Raw genomic sequence first — 17,873 nt, forward strand, 5'->3', positions numbered from 1 at the left:
TAAATGAAGATTTAGTTTCCGAATTTTTAGGGGTTGGTCGTTCACAACTGCTTGAATCATCGGGGCCGCGCCCCCAAATTTAGTCTGAGGCCCGAGGATGGGATGTGCCGCAACAGGGCATTTCAAAGGTCGGGTGCTTTATGAAAAAGGAGAATACCGATGAACATTGAAAAGTTCACGGAGCGGTCGCGCGGCTTTTTGCAAGCGGCCCAGACGATTGCGGCCCGCGAAAGTCATCAGCGGCTTGCCCCCGAACATTTGCTAAAGGCCTTGATGGATGATGATCAGGGCATGTCGGCCAACCTGATCCGCCGCGCAGGGGGCGACCCCACGCTTGTGGTGCAGGCGCTGGACCTGAGCATGGGCAAAATGTCCAAAGTGACGGGCGATGCGCAGCCCTATATGGACCCCGCCACCGCACGGGTGCTGGACGAGGCTGAGAAGGTCGCCAAGAAAGCGGGCGACAGTTTTGTGCCGGTTGAACGGATTCTGGTCGCGCTTGCGATGACCAACACCAACGCCAAGGATGCGCTGGTGGCGGGTGACGTGAACGCGCAAAGCCTGAACGCCGCGATCAATGACATCCGTAAAGGCCGCACGGCAGACAGTGCCAGCGCCGAGGATACGTTCGAGGCCTTGTCGAAATATGCGCGCGACCTGACCGAGGCGGCGAGCCAAGGCAAGATTGACCCGATCATCGGCCGCGACGAGGAAATTCGCCGCGCCATGCAGGTATTGAGCCGCCGGACCAAGAATAACCCCGTCCTGATCGGCGAACCCGGCGTGGGCAAAACCGCGATTGCCGAAGGTTTGGCCCTTCGCATCATTGATGGCGATGTGCCCGAGTCCCTGCGCAACAAAAAGCTGATGGCGCTGGATATGGGCGCGCTGATTGCGGGCGCGAAATATCGGGGTGAGTTTGAAGAGCGTTTGAAAGCAATCCTGAAGGAAATCGAGGCGGCATCGGGTGAGATTATTCTGTTCATCGACGAGATGCACACGCTGGTCGGCGCGGGCAAAGGCGATGGCGCGATGGATGCCGCCAACCTGATTAAGCCCGCACTGGCGCGGGGGGAATTGCACTGTATTGGTGCGACAACATTGGATGAATACCGCAAGTATGTGGAAAAAGACGCAGCCCTTGCGCGGCGGTTCCAGCCTGTGATGGTCGAAGAACCAACGGTGGAGGATACGATTTCCATTCTGCGCGGGATCAAGGACAAGTATGAAATGCACCACGGTGTACGCATTTCCGACTCTGCCTTGGTCGCGGCGGCCACGTTAAGCCACCGCTATATCACGGATCGATTCTTGCCGGATAAAGCGATTGATTTGATGGACGAGGCCGCCAGCCGCTTGCGTATGGAAGTGGACAGCAAGCCCGAGGAATTGGACCAATTGGACCGCCAGATCCTGCAATTGCAGATCGAGGCCGAGGCGTTGAAGAAGGAAGACGACACCGCGTCCAAGGACCGGTTGGAAAAGCTGGAAAAGGAACTGGCCGATCTGATGGAAGGGTCCGACAGCATGACCGCCAAGTGGCAAGCCGAACGCGACCAGATGGAAGCGGGCCGTAACCTGAAAGAACAGCTGGACCGCGCGCGGGCCGAACTGGACACCGCCAAACGCGAAGGCAACCTCGCCAAGGCGGGGGAACTGTCTTATGGCATCATCCCGCAGTTGGAAAAGAAGCTGACCGAGAGCGAAGGTCTGGAATCGGATGCGCTGGTATCCGAGGCTGTGCGCCCCGAACAAATCGCCGAAGTGGTCGAACGTTGGACCGGCATCCCCACCACCAAGATGCTGGAAGGTGAGCGCGACAAGCTGCTGCGCATGGAGGATGAGCTGGGCAAACGCGTCATCGGCCAACGCCAAGCGCTGAAAGCCGTGGCCAATGCGGTGCGGCGTGCGCGCGCTGGGTTGAATGACGAGAATAGGCCTTTGGGGTCGTTCCTGTTCCTTGGGCCAACGGGCGTGGGTAAAACCGAGCTGACCAAAGCTGTGGCCGAATACCTGTTCGACGACGATCAGGCTATGGTGCGGATCGACATGAGTGAATTCATGGAGAAACATGCCGTGTCCCGCCTCATCGGTGCGCCTCCCGGCTATGTCGGCTATGACGAAGGCGGGGTTTTGACCGAAGCCGTGCGCCGCCGCCCCTATCAGGTGGTGCTGTTCGATGAGGTGGAAAAAGCGCATCCCGATGTGTTCAACGTGCTGTTGCAAGTGCTGGACGATGGGGTTTTGACCGATGGTCAGGGCCGCACCGTGGATTTCAAGCAAACGCTGATTATCCTGACATCAAACCTTGGCGCTGTTGCGCTTAGCCAGATGCCCGATGGCGCAGACCCAGCCCCTGCGAGGGCGCAAGTGATGGACGCCGTACGCGCCCATTTCCGCCCTGAGTTCCTGAACCGTCTGGACGAGACGATCATCTTTGACCGTCTGGCACGTGACGACATGGCAGGCATTGTGACCATTCAGCTAAAACGGCTGGAAAAGCGCCTTGCAAGCCGCAAGATCACGCTGGAACTAGACAAGGACGCGCTGCAATGGCTGGCCGATGAAGGCTATGACCCTGTGTTTGGCGCGCGGCCTTTGAAGCGGGTGATCCAACGCAGCCTGCAAGACCCGCTGGCCGAGATGATCCTTGCGGGCGATGTGCTGGACGGCACCACGATTGCCGTGTCGGCCAGTGCCGACGGGTTGCTGATCGGCGACCGTATCAGCGCGTCACAGCGCGAAAAGCCAGCGGTGGCGGCGGTGCATTAAAGGGTTCAGGGCAGGGCTAAAGCCCTGCCCTGAACCATTAGCCAGCCTTTAAAGCATCCGCAAATTCATGGTTTTTATCGCGATGCCCAGCCTCATCGGCACGAACGGCGATAATCACCTCGCGCAGGCGGGCATCGGCCCCAAGGTGCCAGTAGTCAATCGCGATCTGTGGGGCGGCAACGTTTTCGATCAGCCCTGCATCGACCTTATCAAGATACTGGGTGTAGCTGATCACAGCTTCTTCCTCCAGATACCCCACCACCCGATGCGCCACGCGAGGGGCAAAGAGGTAGAGTAGGAAATACAGGTTAAAGAACACGCCTTGTGCGATCAGGATCAAAAACCGCTCTAACCGGTTGGGTTCGGCGATTTTGATAAAGGTCATAAGATGCATCCGTTCATTTTCCGCCTCGTCCAGCAACTCGCGGATCCAACCTTGATCGTCTCGGATCTGACGCAGGGCGCGCAGATGCTGCAACATGCCGCCCACCATGCCCGGCACGGCGGCCACGGTTTCCAGCACAACGGCGCGGTGGCCATATCGCGAGGAAAAGAAGGCATCGGCAAAGATGCGCATGAATTTAACGACCCCAAGAGCGACTCTGTCGCGACGATCTTGGGGGGCGCGGTGGGTGGTCAGGTCAATCTTGTTTAAAATGGCCGACGTGTGGTCATTTTCTGCATTCAGCATGACGTTTCTCCTTATGGAAAGGATATTCGGCTTGTGCGGCATGGGTTCAAGGGCCTTGCGTCAGCATGTCACCCTTTCAACACCGACCCATCTATTCCGCCGCCAGTGGCATATTTTGATCCGTTGCGGTGATCTGTGCGATCACCCCCGATATCAGCGCCTGAAACGCGGCAAAGTCGGGGCGCGGCTCAACCCGCGCTTCATCCAGATAGAGCGCGCGGTCGATTTCCACCTGCACGACATGCTGGCCACGGGTGGGCCTGCCATAAGCTTGGGTAATATAGGCGCCGGCAAACGGGGTGTTGCGGGCCACGCGCAGGCCTGCATCCTTGAACGCGGCTTCAAGCCGTTCAATAACCTCGCCGCCCGCAGCGGCACCGAAACGGTCGCCCAAGACCACCTCGGGGTGCGAGACATTGCCGCGGTGATGTGATTCGATAGCCTCATGCGGCATCGAGTGACAATCGATCAGCACAGCCTTGCCAAAGGATTCGGTCGTATCAAACATCAGTTTGCGCAGACGTTGGTGATAGGGGTGCCAAAACCGTGTCATGCGTGTTTCGGCATCGGCGCGCGTGATGCGGCCGTGGTATATCGCCCGGCCTCCCGCCACGACGCGCGGCACCACGCCAAGCCCGGACGCGATGCGAGGGTTGTGCGGCGTATGGCCAACGCCTTCTATCACTGCGGGGTCCAGCTCATCTTCGGCGCGGTTCATATCCACAAACGCACGGGGCGCGCGGGCGACCAAAAGCGGCGCGCCGTAAGCAGGGGCATCGGCAAAAAGCCTGTCCACAAAAGCATCTTCCGAGGATCTCAGGGTCAGCGTATCCAACCGGCTTTGGCCCAAAAACGTGCTGTCATAATCGCGCCCGCTGTGCGGCGACGAAAAGACAAACGGCACGGTTTGCAGATTGGGCAGAAAAAGGTCAAAGGCGTCAGTCACATGCAGTCTCCTTGGGGGCAAACTATACTGCGCATTTGCGCTTTGCCAAATCATTAGAGCGTGCGCGCTTTAATCAATCCTTACCTCGTTTGCCAAGGCGTGCGGCGCATCCGCAAAAAGCCATTCTAAAAACAGCAAACAAAAACCGCATATAAACCCTTGAACAGGCGGGCGACTCCTTTTATAGCCCTGCCAACCGACGCGGTTCCGCCCGCGTCCTTTTCTTTGGTGACTTGGGTCCAAGGGCAAAGACATGGCGGAAACGCTGCGGGCTCGTGGGCGGTTAGCTCAGCGGTAGAGCACTACGTTGACATCGTAGTGGCCACTGGTTCGATCCCAGTACCGCCCACCATTCTTGCCGCCTAACGGGTTGCAGGTTCACCGCGTCCACGCTATGTGGGGGCTCAAAGTTTTAATCGGCGCACGCGCGCCGCGATAAGGAGAAGACCAATGAAGGTCAAAAACTCGCTCCGCTCGCTGAAGTTGCGTCACCGCGACTGCCAGGTCGTGCGCCGCAAAGGTCGTGTCTATGTTATCAACAAGACACAAAAGCGTTTCAAGGCTCGTCAGGGCTGATATCGCTGTCTAGGCATGGTTTATGCCACGGATCTAAAGACCGCTGAGAGGAAACTCCGGCGGTTTTTTAATATCTGGAGCAGGGGGTTACAGGTGGTGCTGCGACCTGTTTTTCGGTGTAGGCTGCGGCAAAGGCTGCGACACAAAGACCCGCACTGATTGCGGAATATTGCATCAGAGTCTGGATTAACTTATCCGTAGCGCCAAATAGGGTAACAATGGCCGCGCTATCCTTGTTAACAATGGCCACCACTTCAGGGAAGAAACCCGCCGCATGAATATTCAGAACCTGAGCGATCCCGCTCTTAGCGCCGTGACGGAACAGAATCGGTCTGCGCGGGACTGGCTTTTGATCCTTGCCAAATACCGTGATCCTGATCCAACCCGCAGCACGTTCGAGCTGTTGGTGACGGTCATTCCGTTTGTGGCGATTTGTGCTGCTGCGATTTGGGTTTTGCCCTACAGCTGGGTCGCGGCCTTGGTTTTGGCAGCGGTGAACGGTCTGTTTTTGGTGCGGTTGTTTTGCATTCAGCACGACTGCGGTCACGCCTCGTTTTACAGCAATCGCAAAGTCAGCGATTGGGTCGGTCGTTGCCTTGGGGTGCTGACGCTGACACCGTATCATGTGTGGCGCAGGCAGCATGCCATTCACCACTCGGCATCGGGCAATCTTGATCTGCGCGGGATTGGTGATGTGACGACGCTGACCGTTGACGAATATCTGGCACGGTCTGCCTTCGGGCGGTTCATGTACCGGATTTACCGTAGCCCGGTGACGCTGTTTCTGGTTGGCCCTGCCTATATCTTTTTGGTGCAGAACCGCGTTCCTTACGGTTTGATGAAATCTGGCGTGTCGTTCTGGATTTCGGCGATGGGAACCAATGCAGCCTTGTTTGCGGGCGTTGCAACCTTGGTATATTTCGGGGGCTGGTCACCGCTGTTCTTGGTGGTGTTGCCAACATGGATCGTGGCCGCATCAACCGGCGTTTGGCTGTTTTACGTGCAGCATCAGTTTGAAGACACCCACTGGCGCAAAGCCGAAGAGTGGCAGCTGCATGAGGCCGCCCTTGAAGGGTCGTCGCATTACGTGCTGCCCAAGCCGTTGCAATGGTTGTCGGCCAATATCGGTATTCACCATGTGCACCACCTTTACAGCCGCATCCCGTTTTACCGGTTGACCGAGGTGATCAAGGACCATCCGGTTTTGGCGGAATGCCAGCGGATGACCGTGCGGGAAAGCATTGCCTGCGCGCGGTTGCACCTGTGGGATGAAAGCCAGAAAAAGCTGTTGTCGTTCCGCAGCACCCATGCGCGCTATCTGGCCACATAAGGGGTAGGGTGGGTGAAAACCCACCTTCCATTGCGGGCAGGATTGGGTGAGCGGTGGGTTACACCCACCCTACCCGCAACTATCGGGCCGCGCCGTGATATTCGGGGTTGGGTTGCATGTCCGTTGCTGCGGCAAGGCGGTTTGACATGTTGTAAAACGATGTCACCGCCGAAATATCCCAAATATCGCGATCGGTGAACCCCGCCATACGCAGGGCTTGGCGGTCGCTTTCCTCCATATCCTTTGGCGTATTGGTCAGCTTGACTGCAAACCCCAGCATTGCCTTTTGCCGCGCGTCCAAAGGTGCCGCCCGCCAGTTTTGCGCGACCACTTCGGCCAATGCCGGATCGCCGGACAGTTGGCGCAAGGCCGCACCGTGGGCGGTTAGGCAATATACGCAGCGGTTTTCGGCGGACACGGCCACCGCGATCATCTCGCGTTCCATTTTCGACAGACCCGACGGGGCGAGCATCAGGTCGTTGTACATATCCATAAACGCCCGCAGTTTCGCCTGATCAAAGCTATAGGCTTGCAGCACATTCGGGATCAGCCCCAGCTTTTCGGTGCATTTCGCAAAATAGGCCGCGATATCGGCATCCATCGGGTTGGCGGGCGGCAGGTTCAGCGCAGTTGTATCGGTCACAATAAACATCCTTTTGGTGGCTTGTACCTTTCTGGGCGATTGGTCAGCATGCCGCAAGTCTTGGGAGGGCGTGATGCATCCGAACCCCGTTTTTCGCGGTGGCACAAAGTCTGATGCGCTGGCGATGGCCCGCGCGCGCAGTTTTGGGATTTTATCGGTGAATGGCAAGGCGGGCCCGTTGGCTGCGCACATCCCCTTTGATTTAGGGCAAGGTGAAGTGTTTTTGCATCTGGCGCGCTCCAACGCGATTGCGCGGGCGGATTTACCTGCGCCTGCCGTGCTTATTGTGTCGGGACCGGATGCCTACGTCTCGCCCGATTGGTATGGCGTGGTGGATCAGGTGCCGACGTGGAATTATGTCGCCGTGCATTTGCGCGGGGTGCTGGAACGATTACCCGACGCGGCGCTGCGCCCACATCTGGAGCGGATGAGCGCGCATATGGAGGCGCAATTGACGCCCAAGTCCGCGTGGTTGATGGACAAGATGAGTGATGAGGCCGTGGCGCGCATGATGCGGATGATTGCGCCGTTCCGGATGATCATTGAAGGAGTCGACAGCACTGTGAAGTTGAACCAGAACAAGACGGATACACAGCGGGCAGGGGCGGCCGCCGGCATTGCGGACAGACCCATCGGGATGGAAGCAAGCCGGATTGCCGCGATGATGCGTGCTGCGGAGTAGCGTTGGATGCCGGGCTTTTCGGCCTTGGTTCGGATGAGTATTTTTGCAAAGATGAAGCGGTAAGCCCGCGCCAGACATAAAGGAAATTACATGCGTCTTTTCTATTCCCCGACCTCGCCCTATGCGCGCAAGATCGTTGTTTTGTTGGCCGAGGCGGGCCAATCGGCGGCCGTGGAGCTGGTTACGGGCAGCGGCACGCCGATTGACACGGGCAGTGCGCCGCTGGCGCAAAACCCATTGGGCAAGATCCCGGCGCTGGAACGTGACAGCGGGCCTGCGCTGTATGACAGTCGGGTAATCACACGCTATCTGGATGATCATTTCAAGGCGGGGCTGTACCCGCAAGGCTCGCGTCTGTGGGAAAGCCTGACGTTAGAGGCCACGGCGGACGGGATTTTGGATGCCGCGATCTTGATGGTTTACGAGACGCGGGTGCGCCCCGAAGACAAGCGGTTCGAACCTTGGGTCGAAGGGCAGTGGGCCAAGATTGACCGCGCGCTGGACGCTTTGGAAAGTCGCTGGATGAGCCATTTGCATGGCCCGTTGGACATCGGGCAAATCGCTGTGGGCTGTGCGCTGGGCTATGTCGATTTTCGTCATGGGGCGCGTGATTGGCGCAAGGGGCGGCCCTTGCTTGCGGCTTGGGAGGCCGCGTTTGCGGCGCGTGACAGTATGAAGAATTCGGTCCCGCCGGCCTGATACGGATATGTTGCCGCTGCATGAATTCTTGGTCGTTTGGGCAATCGTGACGCTGAATGTGCTGACGCCCGGCCCCAATGTTATCAACACCATTGTAACGGCAATGGCAGCAGGGCGCGTGGCTGGGGTTGGCGCTGCGGCGGGTGTTGGCGTGGGCGTGGGCGGCTGGTGCCTTGCGACCACGCTTGGCATCGCCGCCATGGTCACATTGGTGCCGGGGTTGCAGCACAACCTGTCCTTTGTTGCGATTGGTTTGCTGACGTGGTTCGCATTTCGTTATTTGCGTGCAGGCCTTGCCGGTTGGCGCGGCGCACGGCGCGGTTTGCCAAACCTGCCCCGCCAAGACAGTTTCGGGTCCGCGTTCTGGCGATCATTAATGATTAACTGGTTGAATCCCAAGGCGCTGACCACATGGTTGTTGGTCTTGACCATCTTTCCGGTGGCGCGCGCGGGCGTTTGGGATGTGGCGCTGTTGTGGGCAGGGGCCAGCACTGTGGCCGGCGGCATGCATGTTGGCTATGCACTTGTGTTTTCGACGGGGGCTGCGGCACGGTTTTATCTGCGCTACGGCTGGGTCATGTCGGGCATTGCGGGCGTGTTGTTTTCGGCGTTTGCCCTGCGGCTTTTGCTGGTGGAATTTGTCCCCTGATTCTGATGCTGGCCGCATGATTCAAGCGTTATGGTGGCAATAATTTGGCACCATGCTTGTATTTTTGTACCCTGATCCCCAAGTGCGCCGCTTTGTCCGCTGGACGTGGCCCGTTTCCGCCGCTAAATACCACCTCTGTAAGGCCGCGTATGTTCCGTGGCACTGTCATGACATGGGCCGTTCATTATGGCCTTCGGAAGGGAGAATTCTCGTGTCCCACGCAGACGATCACGCAGGCACCCGCAGGGATTTCCTGTATTACGCCACAGCCGGCGCTGGTGCCATAGCCACGGGGGCTGCCGTTTGGCCGCTCGTCAACCAGATGAACCCATCGGCGGATGTACAGGCGCTGTCCTCTATTTTCGTTGATATTTCAGCGGTTGAACCGGGCACACAGCTGACGGTCAAATATTTGGGCAAGCCGGTGTTCATTCGCCGCCGCACCCAAGAAGAAATTGATGCCGGACGCGCAGTGCCTGCGGCTGATTTGCCTATCGACAAAATGTCGCAAAACCCCAACAAACCGTCAACGGACGCATCTGATGCGAACCGCACGATGGATGAAGCGGGCGAGTGGCTGGTGATGATTGGCGTTTGCACCCATCTGGGTTGCGTGCCGATTGGTGATGGTGCAGGTGAATTTGGCGGCTGGTTTTGCCCATGCCACGGGTCGCACTATGACACTGCGGGCCGTATCCGCAAAGGCCCCGCCCCGCAAAACCTGCACATCCCGGTGGCTGAATTCACCGACGAATCAACCCTCAAGCTCGGGTAAGGATAGATCATGTCCGGAATTCCACACGACCATTACGAGCCCACAACGGGCACCGAAAAGTGGCTTCACAAGCGCCTGCCGATTGTTGCGCTCGCCTATGACACGCTGATGTTGCCGACACCCAAGAACCTGAACTGGATGTGGATCTGGGGCATCGTTTTGACATTCTGTCTGGTGATGCAAATCGCCACCGGCATTGTTTTGGCAATGCACTACACCCCGCATGTAGATTTGGCCTTTGCCAGCGTTGAACACATCACGCGCAACGTGAACGGCGGGCACATGCTGCGCTATTTGCACGCAAACGGCGCGTCGTTGTTCTTTATCGCCGTCTATCTGCACATTTTCCGCGGTCTTTACTACGGGTCGTATAAAGCCCCGCGTGAGGTTACGTGGATCATCGGGATGATCATTTACCTGTGCATGATGGGCACAGCGTTTATGGGCTATGTTCTACCATGGGGCCAGATGTCCTTTTGGGGTGCGACGGTTATCACTGGCCTGTTCGGCGCTATTCCCGGCATTGGCGAGTCGATTCAGACTTGGTTGTTGGGCGGCCCTGCCGTTGACAACGCCACGCTGAACCGTTTCTTCAGCTTGCACTATCTGCTGCCATTTGTGATTGCCGCCTTGGTCGCGATCCACATTTGGGCCTTCCATTCGACAGGCAACAACAACCCGACGGGTGTTGAAGTGCGCCGCACGTCCAAGGCCGAAGCCGAGAAAGACACATTGCCCTTCTGGCCTTACTTCGTAATGAAAGACCTGTTCGCGCTGGCCGTGATTATGGTCGTGTTCTTTGCGGTGGTCGGCTTTATGCCAAACTACCTTGGCCACCCCGATAACTATATCGAGGCAAACCCGCTGGCGACCCCTGCGCATATCGTGCCGGAATGGTACTTCCTGCCGTTCTACGCCATTTTGCGTGCGTTCACCGCCGATGTTTGGGTTGTGCAGCTGACCAGCTTTGTGACCTTTGGTATCGTTGACGCCAAGTTCTTCGGTGTGCTGGCGATGTTTGGTGCGATTGCTGTTATGGCGCTGGCTCCTTGGCTGGACACATCGTCTGTCCGTTCGGGCCGCTACCGCCCGATGTTCAAGATGTGGTTCTTGCTGCTGTGCATCGATTTCATGGTGTTGATGTGGGTTGGCGCGCGCCCTGCCGAGTTCCCGTATGACTGGATCTCGCTGATCGCGTCGGCCTACTGGTTCGCCTATTTCCTTGTGATCCTGCCGCTGCTTGGTGTGATCGAAAAGCCGTTGGCCCCGCCAGCGACGATCGAGGAAGACTTTAAATCGCACTACGCCGATCCGGCCGAGTGAAAGAAAAGGAACTGATGATTATGTTTCGTAAAATCGCAATCAGCGCCGTTTCTGCCCTCGTTTTGGGTACAGGCGCGGCAATGGCCGCTGGGGCCGAAGGTCATGTTGAAGATGTGGCGTTCAGCTTTGAAGGGCCGTTTGGCAAGTTTGATGAACACCAGCTCCAGCGTGGCCTTCAGGTTTACACCGAGGTGTGTTCGGCTTGCCACGGGCTGAAATTCGTGCCGATCCGCAGCTTGTCGGATGAAGGCGGGCCGCATTTGCCCGAAGACCAAGTGCGCGCCTATGCCGCCCAGTTCGACATCTTTGATGCCGAATTGGACGATACGCGCCCACGCAAGCCGACGGACCATTTTCCGAAATCGGGCCTGTCCAACGCACCGGATCTTAGCCTGATGGCAAAGGCGCGCTCCGGTTTCCACGGGCCTGCGGGCACGGGGATCAACCAGTTGGTCAAAGGGATTGGCGGGCCGGAATACATAGTGTCGCTTCTCACCGGTTATACCGGAGAAGAGAAAGAGGAAGCTGGCACGACCTTTTATGCAAACACCGCTTTCCCCGGTGGCTGGATCGCAATGGCCCCGCCTTTGGAAGATGGTAGTGTTGAATACCAAGATGGTCACGACAACAGCATCCATCATTTGTCCGAAGATACCGCTGCTTTCCTGATGTGGACCGCCGAACCCAAGATGATGGCGCGCAAGCAGGCAGGCTTTACCGCGGTGATCTTTTTGACGATCCTGTCCGTGTTGCTCTATCTGACCAACAAGCGGATTTGGTCGGCTGTCAAAGGCCCAAAGAAAAAGCACGTCTGATGTAATCAGACGCGACCGAAAAAGCCCCATCTGAAACGGTGGGGCTTTTTCATATCCCCCTTGGTCTTCTTGGCCACGATATCCCCAAAGGCCCCCCATGCCACTGTCTTGCCACGCCTTTATCGCCGCCAGTCTTGACGGGTTCATCGCCCGCCCCGATGGCAGCATCGATTGGCTGGAACCGTTCAATGCAGCGGATGAAGATCACGGCTATGACGCCTTTATCGCGGATAAGGACGGCATCATTATGGGGCGCGGCACCTATGAAACCGTGCTGGGCTTTGGCCAGTGGCCTTATACCCGCCCCGTGATTGTCCTAAGCCACAGCCTGACAGTCGATGATATTCCCGACAGCTTGGCCGATCATGTTGCCATCACCGATATGGACCCGACTGAGCTGGTCGCCGCCTTGGCCGAGGAAGGCTGGCAAAACGCCTATGTCGACGGGGGCCAGGTGATCCAGTCCTTTCTCAACGCGGGGCTTTTGGACCAGATGACCATCACCCGTGTTCCCGTACTGTTGGGGTCAGGGCGGCCGCTGTTTGGCTCTGTCGCCGCCGATATGCACCTTAACCTGATCGGCAGCCGCAGTTTCCCCTCTGGCCTCGTCTCCTCCACCTATCGCATCGCCGCCAACCGATAACCCCTTGCCCCGACGGCAATTCCCGCTAAGTTGCACAGTACCTCGGGGTGCCCTTGTACAGGGCTGAGATTTGGCAAAAGCCAAAGACCCGTTGAACCTGAACCGGTTAGAACCGGCGGAGGGAAGGTGCTGGTCTGATCCATCCCCTATACCGCCCGTCGCATATGGAGAGATGAGATGAGACTTATACCCTTTGCGTTGGCATTTTCGTCCGTGGCCTCAGTTGCCACTGCCCAAACGCCTGTGTTGAACGTGCTGACCTATGACAGCTTTACCTCCGAATGGGGCCCCGGTCCTGCGGTAGAGGCCGCGTTTGAGGCGGTTTGTGCCTGCGATCTGGTGTTCTCCGCCGTGGGCGATGGTGCCGAACTGCTGGCCCGTTTGCAGCTGGAAGGCGCGCGGTCTGACGCGTCTGTGGTTTTGGGCCTTGATACCAACCTTACAGCCCAAGCCACCGCCACGGGTCTGTTTGCCCCGCATGGCCAAACGGCGGGCAATGACCTGCCCGTGCCTTTCGCCGACCCGAATTTCCTGCCCTATGACTGGGGCTATTTCGCCTTTGTTTATGACAAAACCAAGTTGGCCACCCCACCCACCAGCTTTCAGGAACTGGCCGCGTCCGACCTGAAAGTCGTGATCCAAGACCCACGATCTTCTACCCCGGGTCTGGGCCTTTTGCTGTGGGTCAAGGCGGCATATGGCGACAGCGCCACCGAAATCTGGGCCGCTTTGGCCGACAATATCATCACCGTCACCCCCGGCTGGTCTGAATCCTACGGCATGTTCACGGCAGGCGAGGCGGATATGGTCCTGTCCTACACCACCTCACCCGCCTATCACCTGATTGCCGAAGATGACGCGACCAAAGCCGCCGCCCCGTTCACCGAAGGGCATTACATGCAGGTCGAAGTGGCTGGCAAACTGGCCAACGCGCCACAGCCTGAATTGGCCGATCAATTCTTGACGTTTATGGGCACAGATGCGTTCCAATCCGTCATTCCAACGACCAACTGGATGTATCCTGCCCACACACCTGCAACAGGTTTGCCTGATGGGTTTGACCAAATGATTACCCCTGCCAAGTCCCTGTTGATGACGGCAGATGAGGCTCAATCCGCCCGTACACAAGCGTTGGACGAATGGCTGACCGCGCTGTCACGCTGATCGCCGCAGGGCTGGCAGCGGCGGTATTGCTGCTGTTGCTGGCCCCGCTGGCCGCCTTGGGTCTTTCGACCCGCAGCTTGGCCCTTAGCGAGGCCGAGCTTGCCGCTTTGCGCTTTACCTTGATGCAAGCCGCCTTGTCCGCAGGCCTTTCGGTTATGCTGGCCGTGCCCGTGGCCCGCGCCTTGGCGCGCAGGCGGTTTTTCGGGCGTGATGTGCTGGTGGCCACCCTTGGTGCGCCGTTCATCTTGCCGGTGATCGTGGCCGTTCTGGGTCTGTTGGCTGTGTTTGGTCGCGCGGGGTGGGTCAACAATGGCTTGGCCTTGCTGGGCCTGCCTGCGTTTTCAATTTACGGGCTGCAAGGCGTGGTGCTGGCCCATGTGTTTTTCAACATGCCGCTGGCGGTGCGGATGATCCTGCATGGCTGGCAAGCCATTCCCGCCGAACGGTTCCGTCTTGCCGCCAGCCTCGGCTTTACGCCCGCAGCCACCTTGCGCCATATCGAAGGCCCCATGCTGCGCGCGGTGCTGCCCGGCGCTGCCTTGGTGATTTTTGTAATCTGCCTGACCAGTTTCGCCGTGGCGCTGACGCTGGGGGGCGGGCCCCGCGCCACCACTGTGGAACTGGCGATTTATCAAGCCTTGCGGTTTGATTTCGACCTTGGTGCCGCAGCGCGTTTGGCGCTGTTGCAGTTTGCGCTCTGCGCCGCCGCCTATGCCGTGGCAACACGGATCAGCCTGCCATTGGGTTTCGGCGCGGGGCAGGGGCGCACGGGTGGCCCGCCCGCGCCAAACGGTTGGCGGCGCGGGCTGGATGCAGTTTTCATCACCGCAGCGGCTCTGTTTTTGGCGCTGCCCTTGCTGGCCGTTGTGCTGAACGGTGTGCCCGGATTGCGGCATTTGCCCGCGTCGGTTTGGGATGCGGTTCTGGCCGCAGCGGTGCGTTCAACCCTCATCGCTCTTGCGTCAACCGCCCTTGCCCTGTCCGCAGCACTGGTGTTCGCACTGGCCGCCGCACGTGGCAAGGGCTGGCCAGCACTGGCCGCGACATTGCCCCTCGCGGCATCAAGCCTTGTTCTGGGCACAGGCCTGTTCCTGATCTTGCAGCCCTTGTTCCGCCCTGCCGACCTTGCGCTGCCAGTAACCATGACCATCAACGCGCTGCTGGCCTTGCCCTTTGCGTTTCGTATCCTCCTGCCGGAAACCCGCACGATCTACGCCGATTACCACAGGCTTGGCGCATCTTTGGGCATGACGGGCCGCGCGTGGTTGCGCTGGGTGGTGATCCCTCGTCTTGCCCGCCCCATGGGGTTTGCCGCAGGGCTTGTCGCCGCCCTTTCGATGGGCGATCTTGGCGTCATCGCGCTGTTCGCGGGCGAAGGGCAGGCCACCTTGCCGCTGCTCGTGCAACGCCTGATGGGTGCCTATCGGTTAGAGGCCGCGGCAAGTGCGGCGCTGCTGTTGGTGCTGATTTCCTTTGCCCTGTTCTGGGCCTTTGACCACTGGGGCCGCCGCTATGCTGACGCTTGAAAACCTGACCATCACCCAAGGCGGTTTCCGGTTAACCGCCGATTGGCAAGCAAAGGCAGGCGCGCGGATCGCGGTGATTGGCCCATCGGGGGCGGGCAAGTCCACCCTGCTTTCGGTGATAGGCGGGTTTTTCGCACCGCAATCGGGGCGGGTTCTGTGGCAGGGCGCCGATATAACCGGGCTGGAACCGGGCGCCCGGCCCATTACTACGGTGTTCCAAGATCAAAACCTGTTCCCGCATCTGACCATTGCGCAAAACCTTGGCCTTGGGATTTCCCCGAACCTTCGGCTGACCGCAAACGACCATGCGCGCATTGAAACGGCATTGGACCGCACGGGCCTTGCAGGTTTTGGCCCGCGCAAACCCGCACAGCTTTCGGGTGGCCAGCAAAGCCGTGCCGCGCTGGCGCGGGCCTTGTTGCGGGATAAGCCGGTTTTAGTGCTGGATGAACCCTTTGCCGCCCTTGGCCCCGCGTTAAAGGCCGAAATGCTGGGGCTGGTGGCGGAGTTGTCGCACGACAGCGGCGCGACCGTGTTGATGGTCACGCATGACCCAAAGGATGCGCTGGCCTTTGCGCCGCTGACCTGCCTTGTGGCGGGCGGCGCAGCCCATGCCCCGCAACCCACCGCCGATTTGCTGGCCAACCCGCCACCGGAATTGGCGGCATACTTGGGTTAGCGGATGCGCAACCCGCGTTCGTCGTCTTGGAAAAACAGCGCCTGATCTGCGTCAAATGCCAACCCGACCTTATCCCCCAGCTTCAACCGCGTATCATCATGCGCCTCGATCACCAGCTTTTCACCCGTTTCCGCCGACAGGTGAATATAGGTCACGCCGCCCAAGGCCTCGGTCATTTCAACCCTATGCGTATCGCCTGCCACAATGCGCAGATGCTGCGGGCGCAGGCCCACAACGACACTGGCACCAGCCCCGGGCAAGGCAACATCGGTCGTCACCGCGCCGACAAGCCCCGTCGTCAAAACCACACCCGCTTTTTCCACCACACCCGCCACAAAGTTCATCGCAGGCGACCCGATAAAGCCCGCGACAAAGCGGTTATCGGGGTTGTGGTACAATTCCAGCGGCGCGCCGACTTGTTCAATCACCCCTTTGCGCAGCACCACGATTTTATCGGCCAGCGTCATCGCCTCGACCTGATCATGGGTCACATAAATCATCGTGGCCCCGATTTCGCGGTGCAGGCGGGCGATTTCGACCCGCATTTCCACGCGCAATTCGGCATCAAGGTTTGACAGCGGTTCATCGAACAAGAATACTTCGGGCCCGCGCACAATGGCTCGGCCAATGGCAACGCGCTGGCGCTGCCCGCCCGAAAGCGCCTTGGGTTTGCGGGCAAGGTAATCGTCCAGCTTCAGGATGCGGCTGGCCTCGGCCACCTTTTCCGCAACTTCGGCCTTGGGGTGGCCAGTCATTTTTAACCCAAAACCCATGTTCTCGGCCACTGTCATATGCGGGTACAATGCATAGGTTTGAAACACCATTGCCACGCCGCGATCAGCTGGGTCGGCGTCGGTCACATCGCGGTCGCCGATGGAAATATGGCCTGCGGTGGTTTTTTCCAACCCCGCAATCATGCGCAGCAAGGTGGATTTGCCACAGCCCGACGGGCCGACAAACACACAAAACTCTCCATCCTCGACCTGTAGGTCAACGCCGTGGATAACCTGAACATCACCAAATTTCTTGGTCACCGCCTGTAAATTTACGCCCGTCATAACGTGCCCCTCCCTCAAGGTATTTATTCTGGAAACCGCCAGTTGCGGGCCTCGGTTGCGATGTCTGCTGCGGTCGCCAAAATCTGCGGTGCCAAGTCTTCTAGCTGTTCTAAAGACGTGCGCAGCTTGGTCGATGTGACCGAGATTGCGCCAATTGCCCGCCCGCGTTCCGATAAGATCGGCGCTGCAACGCAGATGATATTGGGTTCATGCTCTTCACGGTCAAAGGCATAGCCCCGCGCTCTAATCGCGGCCAATTCGGCCAGCAATTCATCACGGTTGGCATAGGTATGCGGGGTGAACTGGTAAAAACTTTGCCGGTGCAACGCCTGTTCCAGCGCATCGGCAGGCAGATAGGCCATCATCGCCTTGCCCACGCCTGTGCAATAGGCGGGGCCTACTTTGCCCGCCGAGGAGAACATATCCACAGGCTGCGCCGCGTTGCGTTTATCGACATACAGCACTTGCCCCTGATCCAACTGCGCAAGGTGGATGGTTTCGCCCAAAGCCGCCGACAGCCGGTCCAGATGTGGGCGGGCCAAAGGCGCAAGGCTGGACTGCGCCCAAGCCGTATGGGCCAGCCGCACCAGCCGCATCCCCAAAGCATAGGTTTGGCGGTCCGCATCATAGGACAGCATGTTCTGATGGGTCAGGGTTTGTAAAAACCTGTACAAGGTGGCCTTGGGATAGGGCGAACCGGCAAGCAAGTCGGTAAAGCGCACGGGCCCATCCGCATTGGCAACCATGTCCAAAACATCCAGCGCCTTGCCAACAGTTCCATCGCCGTTTGACGGGCCGTCTGTAAATGCTTTGGTCACATGGGATCCTTTCCGTGGTGGCATCACGCCCAACGCTGTTATTGACACGCTAAACGATTCCCACCATACTTTCAATATTCAAAA

18 protein-coding genes, 1 tRNA gene and 1 riboswitch are annotated in these 17,873 nt (G+C 58.7%); of the genes, 14 read left to right on the forward strand and 5 right to left on the reverse strand.

Going from position 1 to position 17,873, the window contains the following annotated elements; genetic code table 11:
- Positions 1–159: 159 nt before the first annotated feature.
- Positions 160–2,772, forward strand: a complete 2,613-nt coding sequence (gene clpB / locus G560_RS0110290; protein WP_022704228.1) for an ATP-dependent chaperone ClpB — start codon at positions 160–162, stop codon at positions 2,770–2,772.
- A 37-nt stretch (positions 2,773–2,809) separates the two neighbouring features.
- On the opposite strand, the gene G560_RS0110295 is transcribed toward clpB, so the two are convergent.
- Both G560_RS0110295 and G560_RS0110300 read right to left on the reverse strand, forming a co-directional pair.
- Positions 2,810–3,463 (reverse strand): alternative oxidase, encoded by a 654-nt coding sequence (locus G560_RS0110295; RefSeq protein ID WP_022704229.1) that lies wholly within the window; start codon positions 3,461–3,463, stop codon positions 2,810–2,812.
- A 91-nt stretch (positions 3,464–3,554) separates the two neighbouring features.
- Complete coding sequence (locus tag G560_RS0110300) at positions 3,555–4,463, reverse strand: N-formylglutamate amidohydrolase (protein WP_081647640.1); 909 nt, start codon at positions 4,461–4,463, stop codon at positions 3,555–3,557.
- Between the two features lie 223 nt (positions 4,464–4,686).
- Between G560_RS0110300 and G560_RS0110305 the strand changes: the two genes are divergently transcribed.
- From G560_RS0110305 to G560_RS0110315, 3 genes are all read left to right on the forward strand, one after another.
- Positions 4,687–4,761 (forward strand) — tRNA-Val (locus tag G560_RS0110305).
- A 98-nt stretch (positions 4,762–4,859) separates the two neighbouring features.
- Positions 4,860–4,985 carry a type B 50S ribosomal protein L36 gene (ykgO, locus tag G560_RS0110310; protein ID WP_008027359.1) on the forward strand — a complete coding sequence of 42 codons (126 nt, stop codon included), beginning with the start codon at positions 4,860–4,862 and terminating at the stop codon, positions 4,983–4,985.
- Positions 4,986–5,259: 274 nt separating this feature from the next.
- Positions 5,260–6,315, forward strand: a complete 1,056-nt coding sequence (locus tag G560_RS0110315; protein ID WP_022704231.1) for a fatty acid desaturase — start codon at positions 5,260–5,262, stop codon at positions 6,313–6,315.
- 79 nt (positions 6,316–6,394) lie between these two features.
- Here G560_RS0110315 and G560_RS0110320 read toward each other — a convergent pair whose 3' ends face one another.
- A complete protein-coding gene (locus G560_RS0110320; RefSeq protein ID WP_420835082.1) occupies positions 6,395–6,958 on the reverse strand; it encodes a peroxidase-related enzyme in 564 nt (187 codons plus the stop codon).
- A gap of 73 nt (positions 6,959–7,031) precedes the next feature.
- Between G560_RS0110320 and G560_RS0110325 the strand changes: the two genes are divergently transcribed.
- The 10 genes from G560_RS0110325 (at position 7,032) to G560_RS0110370 (ending at position 15,913) form a co-directional block, all read left to right on the forward strand.
- Positions 7,032–7,640, forward strand: coding sequence for an FMN-binding negative transcriptional regulator (locus tag G560_RS0110325; protein ID WP_022704233.1), 609 nt, complete (start codon positions 7,032–7,034; stop codon positions 7,638–7,640).
- 90 nt (positions 7,641–7,730) lie between these two features.
- Positions 7,731–8,339, forward strand: coding sequence for a glutathione S-transferase (locus G560_RS0110330; protein ID WP_022704234.1), 609 nt, complete (start codon positions 7,731–7,733; stop codon positions 8,337–8,339).
- Between the two features lie 7 nt (positions 8,340–8,346).
- Complete coding sequence (locus G560_RS0110335; RefSeq protein ID WP_022704235.1) at positions 8,347–8,988, forward strand: LysE family translocator; 642 nt, start codon at positions 8,347–8,349, stop codon at positions 8,986–8,988.
- Between the two features lie 211 nt (positions 8,989–9,199).
- Positions 9,200–9,763, forward strand: a complete 564-nt coding sequence (gene petA, locus G560_RS0110340) for a ubiquinol-cytochrome c reductase iron-sulfur subunit (RefSeq protein WP_028913965.1) — start codon at positions 9,200–9,202, stop codon at positions 9,761–9,763.
- A 9-nt stretch (positions 9,764–9,772) separates the two neighbouring features.
- Positions 9,773–11,086, forward strand: coding sequence for a cytochrome b (gene petB / locus G560_RS0110345; protein WP_022704237.1), 1,314 nt, complete (start codon positions 9,773–9,775; stop codon positions 11,084–11,086).
- A gap of 20 nt (positions 11,087–11,106) precedes the next feature.
- A complete protein-coding gene (locus tag G560_RS0110350) occupies positions 11,107–11,901 on the forward strand; it encodes a cytochrome c1 (RefSeq protein ID WP_028913966.1) in 795 nt (264 codons plus the stop codon).
- A gap of 97 nt (positions 11,902–11,998) precedes the next feature.
- On the forward strand, positions 11,999–12,544 hold the full coding sequence (locus G560_RS0110355) for a dihydrofolate reductase family protein (RefSeq protein ID WP_022704239.1): 546 nt from the start codon (positions 11,999–12,001) through the stop codon (positions 12,542–12,544).
- 33 nt (positions 12,545–12,577) lie between these two features.
- Positions 12,578–12,685: riboswitch (TPP riboswitch) on the forward strand.
- Positions 12,686–12,721: 36 nt separating this feature from the next.
- Positions 12,722–13,708 (forward strand): thiamine ABC transporter substrate binding subunit, encoded by a 987-nt coding sequence (thiB, locus tag G560_RS0110360; RefSeq protein WP_022704240.1) that lies wholly within the window; start codon positions 12,722–12,724, stop codon positions 13,706–13,708.
- Positions 13,684–15,234, forward strand: coding sequence for an ABC transporter permease family protein (locus G560_RS0110365; protein WP_022704241.1), 1,551 nt, complete (start codon positions 13,684–13,686; stop codon positions 15,232–15,234). Before thiB ends, G560_RS0110365 begins: the two co-directional genes overlap by 25 nt.
- On the forward strand, positions 15,221–15,913 hold the full coding sequence (locus tag G560_RS0110370) for a thiamine ABC transporter ATP-binding protein (protein ID WP_022704242.1): 693 nt from the start codon (positions 15,221–15,223) through the stop codon (positions 15,911–15,913). The genes G560_RS0110365 and G560_RS0110370 overlap by 14 nt, the downstream gene beginning before the upstream one ends.
- Here G560_RS0110370 and G560_RS0110375 read toward each other — a convergent pair.
- On the reverse strand, positions 15,910–16,971 hold the full coding sequence (locus tag G560_RS0110375; protein ID WP_022704243.1) for an ABC transporter ATP-binding protein: 1,062 nt from the start codon (positions 16,969–16,971) through the stop codon (positions 15,910–15,912). The genes G560_RS0110370 and G560_RS0110375 overlap by 4 nt on opposite strands.
- A gap of 23 nt (positions 16,972–16,994) precedes the next feature.
- Positions 16,995–17,813, reverse strand: coding sequence for an IclR family transcriptional regulator (locus G560_RS0110380; RefSeq protein ID WP_050525279.1), 819 nt, complete (start codon positions 17,811–17,813; stop codon positions 16,995–16,997).
- Positions 17,814–17,873: the final 60 nt, after the last annotated feature.

The sequence above is a fragment of the Pseudorhodobacter ferrugineus DSM 5888 genome, assembly GCF_000420745.1.
GTDB lineage: Bacteria > Pseudomonadota > Alphaproteobacteria > Rhodobacterales > Rhodobacteraceae > Pseudorhodobacter > Pseudorhodobacter ferrugineus.

What these genes read in the sequence shown, in the direction of transcription:
- G560_RS0110370 (WP_022704242.1), top strand. Translation starts at nt 15,221, where the DNA reads ATGCTGACGCTTGAAAACCTGACCATCACCCAAGGCGGTTTCCGGTTA.
- clpB (WP_022704228.1), top strand. Translation starts at nt 160, where the DNA reads ATGAACATTGAAAAGTTCACGGAGCGGTCGCGCGGCTTTTTGCAAGCG.
- G560_RS0110295 (WP_022704229.1), bottom strand. Translation starts at nt 3,463, where the DNA reads ATGCTGAATGCAGAAAATGACCACACGTCGGCCATTTTAAACAAGATT.
- thiB (WP_022704240.1), top strand. Translation starts at nt 12,722, where the DNA reads ATGAGACTTATACCCTTTGCGTTGGCATTTTCGTCCGTGGCCTCAGTT.
- G560_RS0110330 (WP_022704234.1), top strand. Translation starts at nt 7,731, where the DNA reads ATGCGTCTTTTCTATTCCCCGACCTCGCCCTATGCGCGCAAGATCGTT.
- petB (WP_022704237.1), top strand. Translation starts at nt 9,773, where the DNA reads ATGTCCGGAATTCCACACGACCATTACGAGCCCACAACGGGCACCGAA.
- G560_RS0110335 (WP_022704235.1), top strand. Translation starts at nt 8,347, where the DNA reads ATGTTGCCGCTGCATGAATTCTTGGTCGTTTGGGCAATCGTGACGCTG.
- ykgO (WP_008027359.1), top strand. Translation starts at nt 4,860, where the DNA reads ATGAAGGTCAAAAACTCGCTCCGCTCGCTGAAGTTGCGTCACCGCGAC.
- G560_RS0110365 (WP_022704241.1), top strand. Translation starts at nt 13,684, where the DNA reads ATGGCTGACCGCGCTGTCACGCTGATCGCCGCAGGGCTGGCAGCGGCG.
- G560_RS0110350 (WP_028913966.1), top strand. Translation starts at nt 11,107, where the DNA reads ATGTTTCGTAAAATCGCAATCAGCGCCGTTTCTGCCCTCGTTTTGGGT.
- G560_RS0110375 (WP_022704243.1), bottom strand. Translation starts at nt 16,971, where the DNA reads ATGACGGGCGTAAATTTACAGGCGGTGACCAAGAAATTTGGTGATGTT.
- G560_RS0110325 (WP_022704233.1), top strand. Translation starts at nt 7,032, where the DNA reads ATGCATCCGAACCCCGTTTTTCGCGGTGGCACAAAGTCTGATGCGCTG.
- G560_RS0110380 (WP_050525279.1), bottom strand. Translation starts at nt 17,813, where the DNA reads ATGCCACCACGGAAAGGATCCCATGTGACCAAAGCATTTACAGACGGC.
- G560_RS0110355 (WP_022704239.1), top strand. Translation starts at nt 11,999, where the DNA reads ATGCCACTGTCTTGCCACGCCTTTATCGCCGCCAGTCTTGACGGGTTC.
- G560_RS0110315 (WP_022704231.1), top strand. Translation starts at nt 5,260, where the DNA reads ATGAATATTCAGAACCTGAGCGATCCCGCTCTTAGCGCCGTGACGGAA.
- G560_RS0110300 (WP_081647640.1), bottom strand. Translation starts at nt 4,463, where the DNA reads ATGATTTGGCAAAGCGCAAATGCGCAGTATAGTTTGCCCCCAAGGAGA.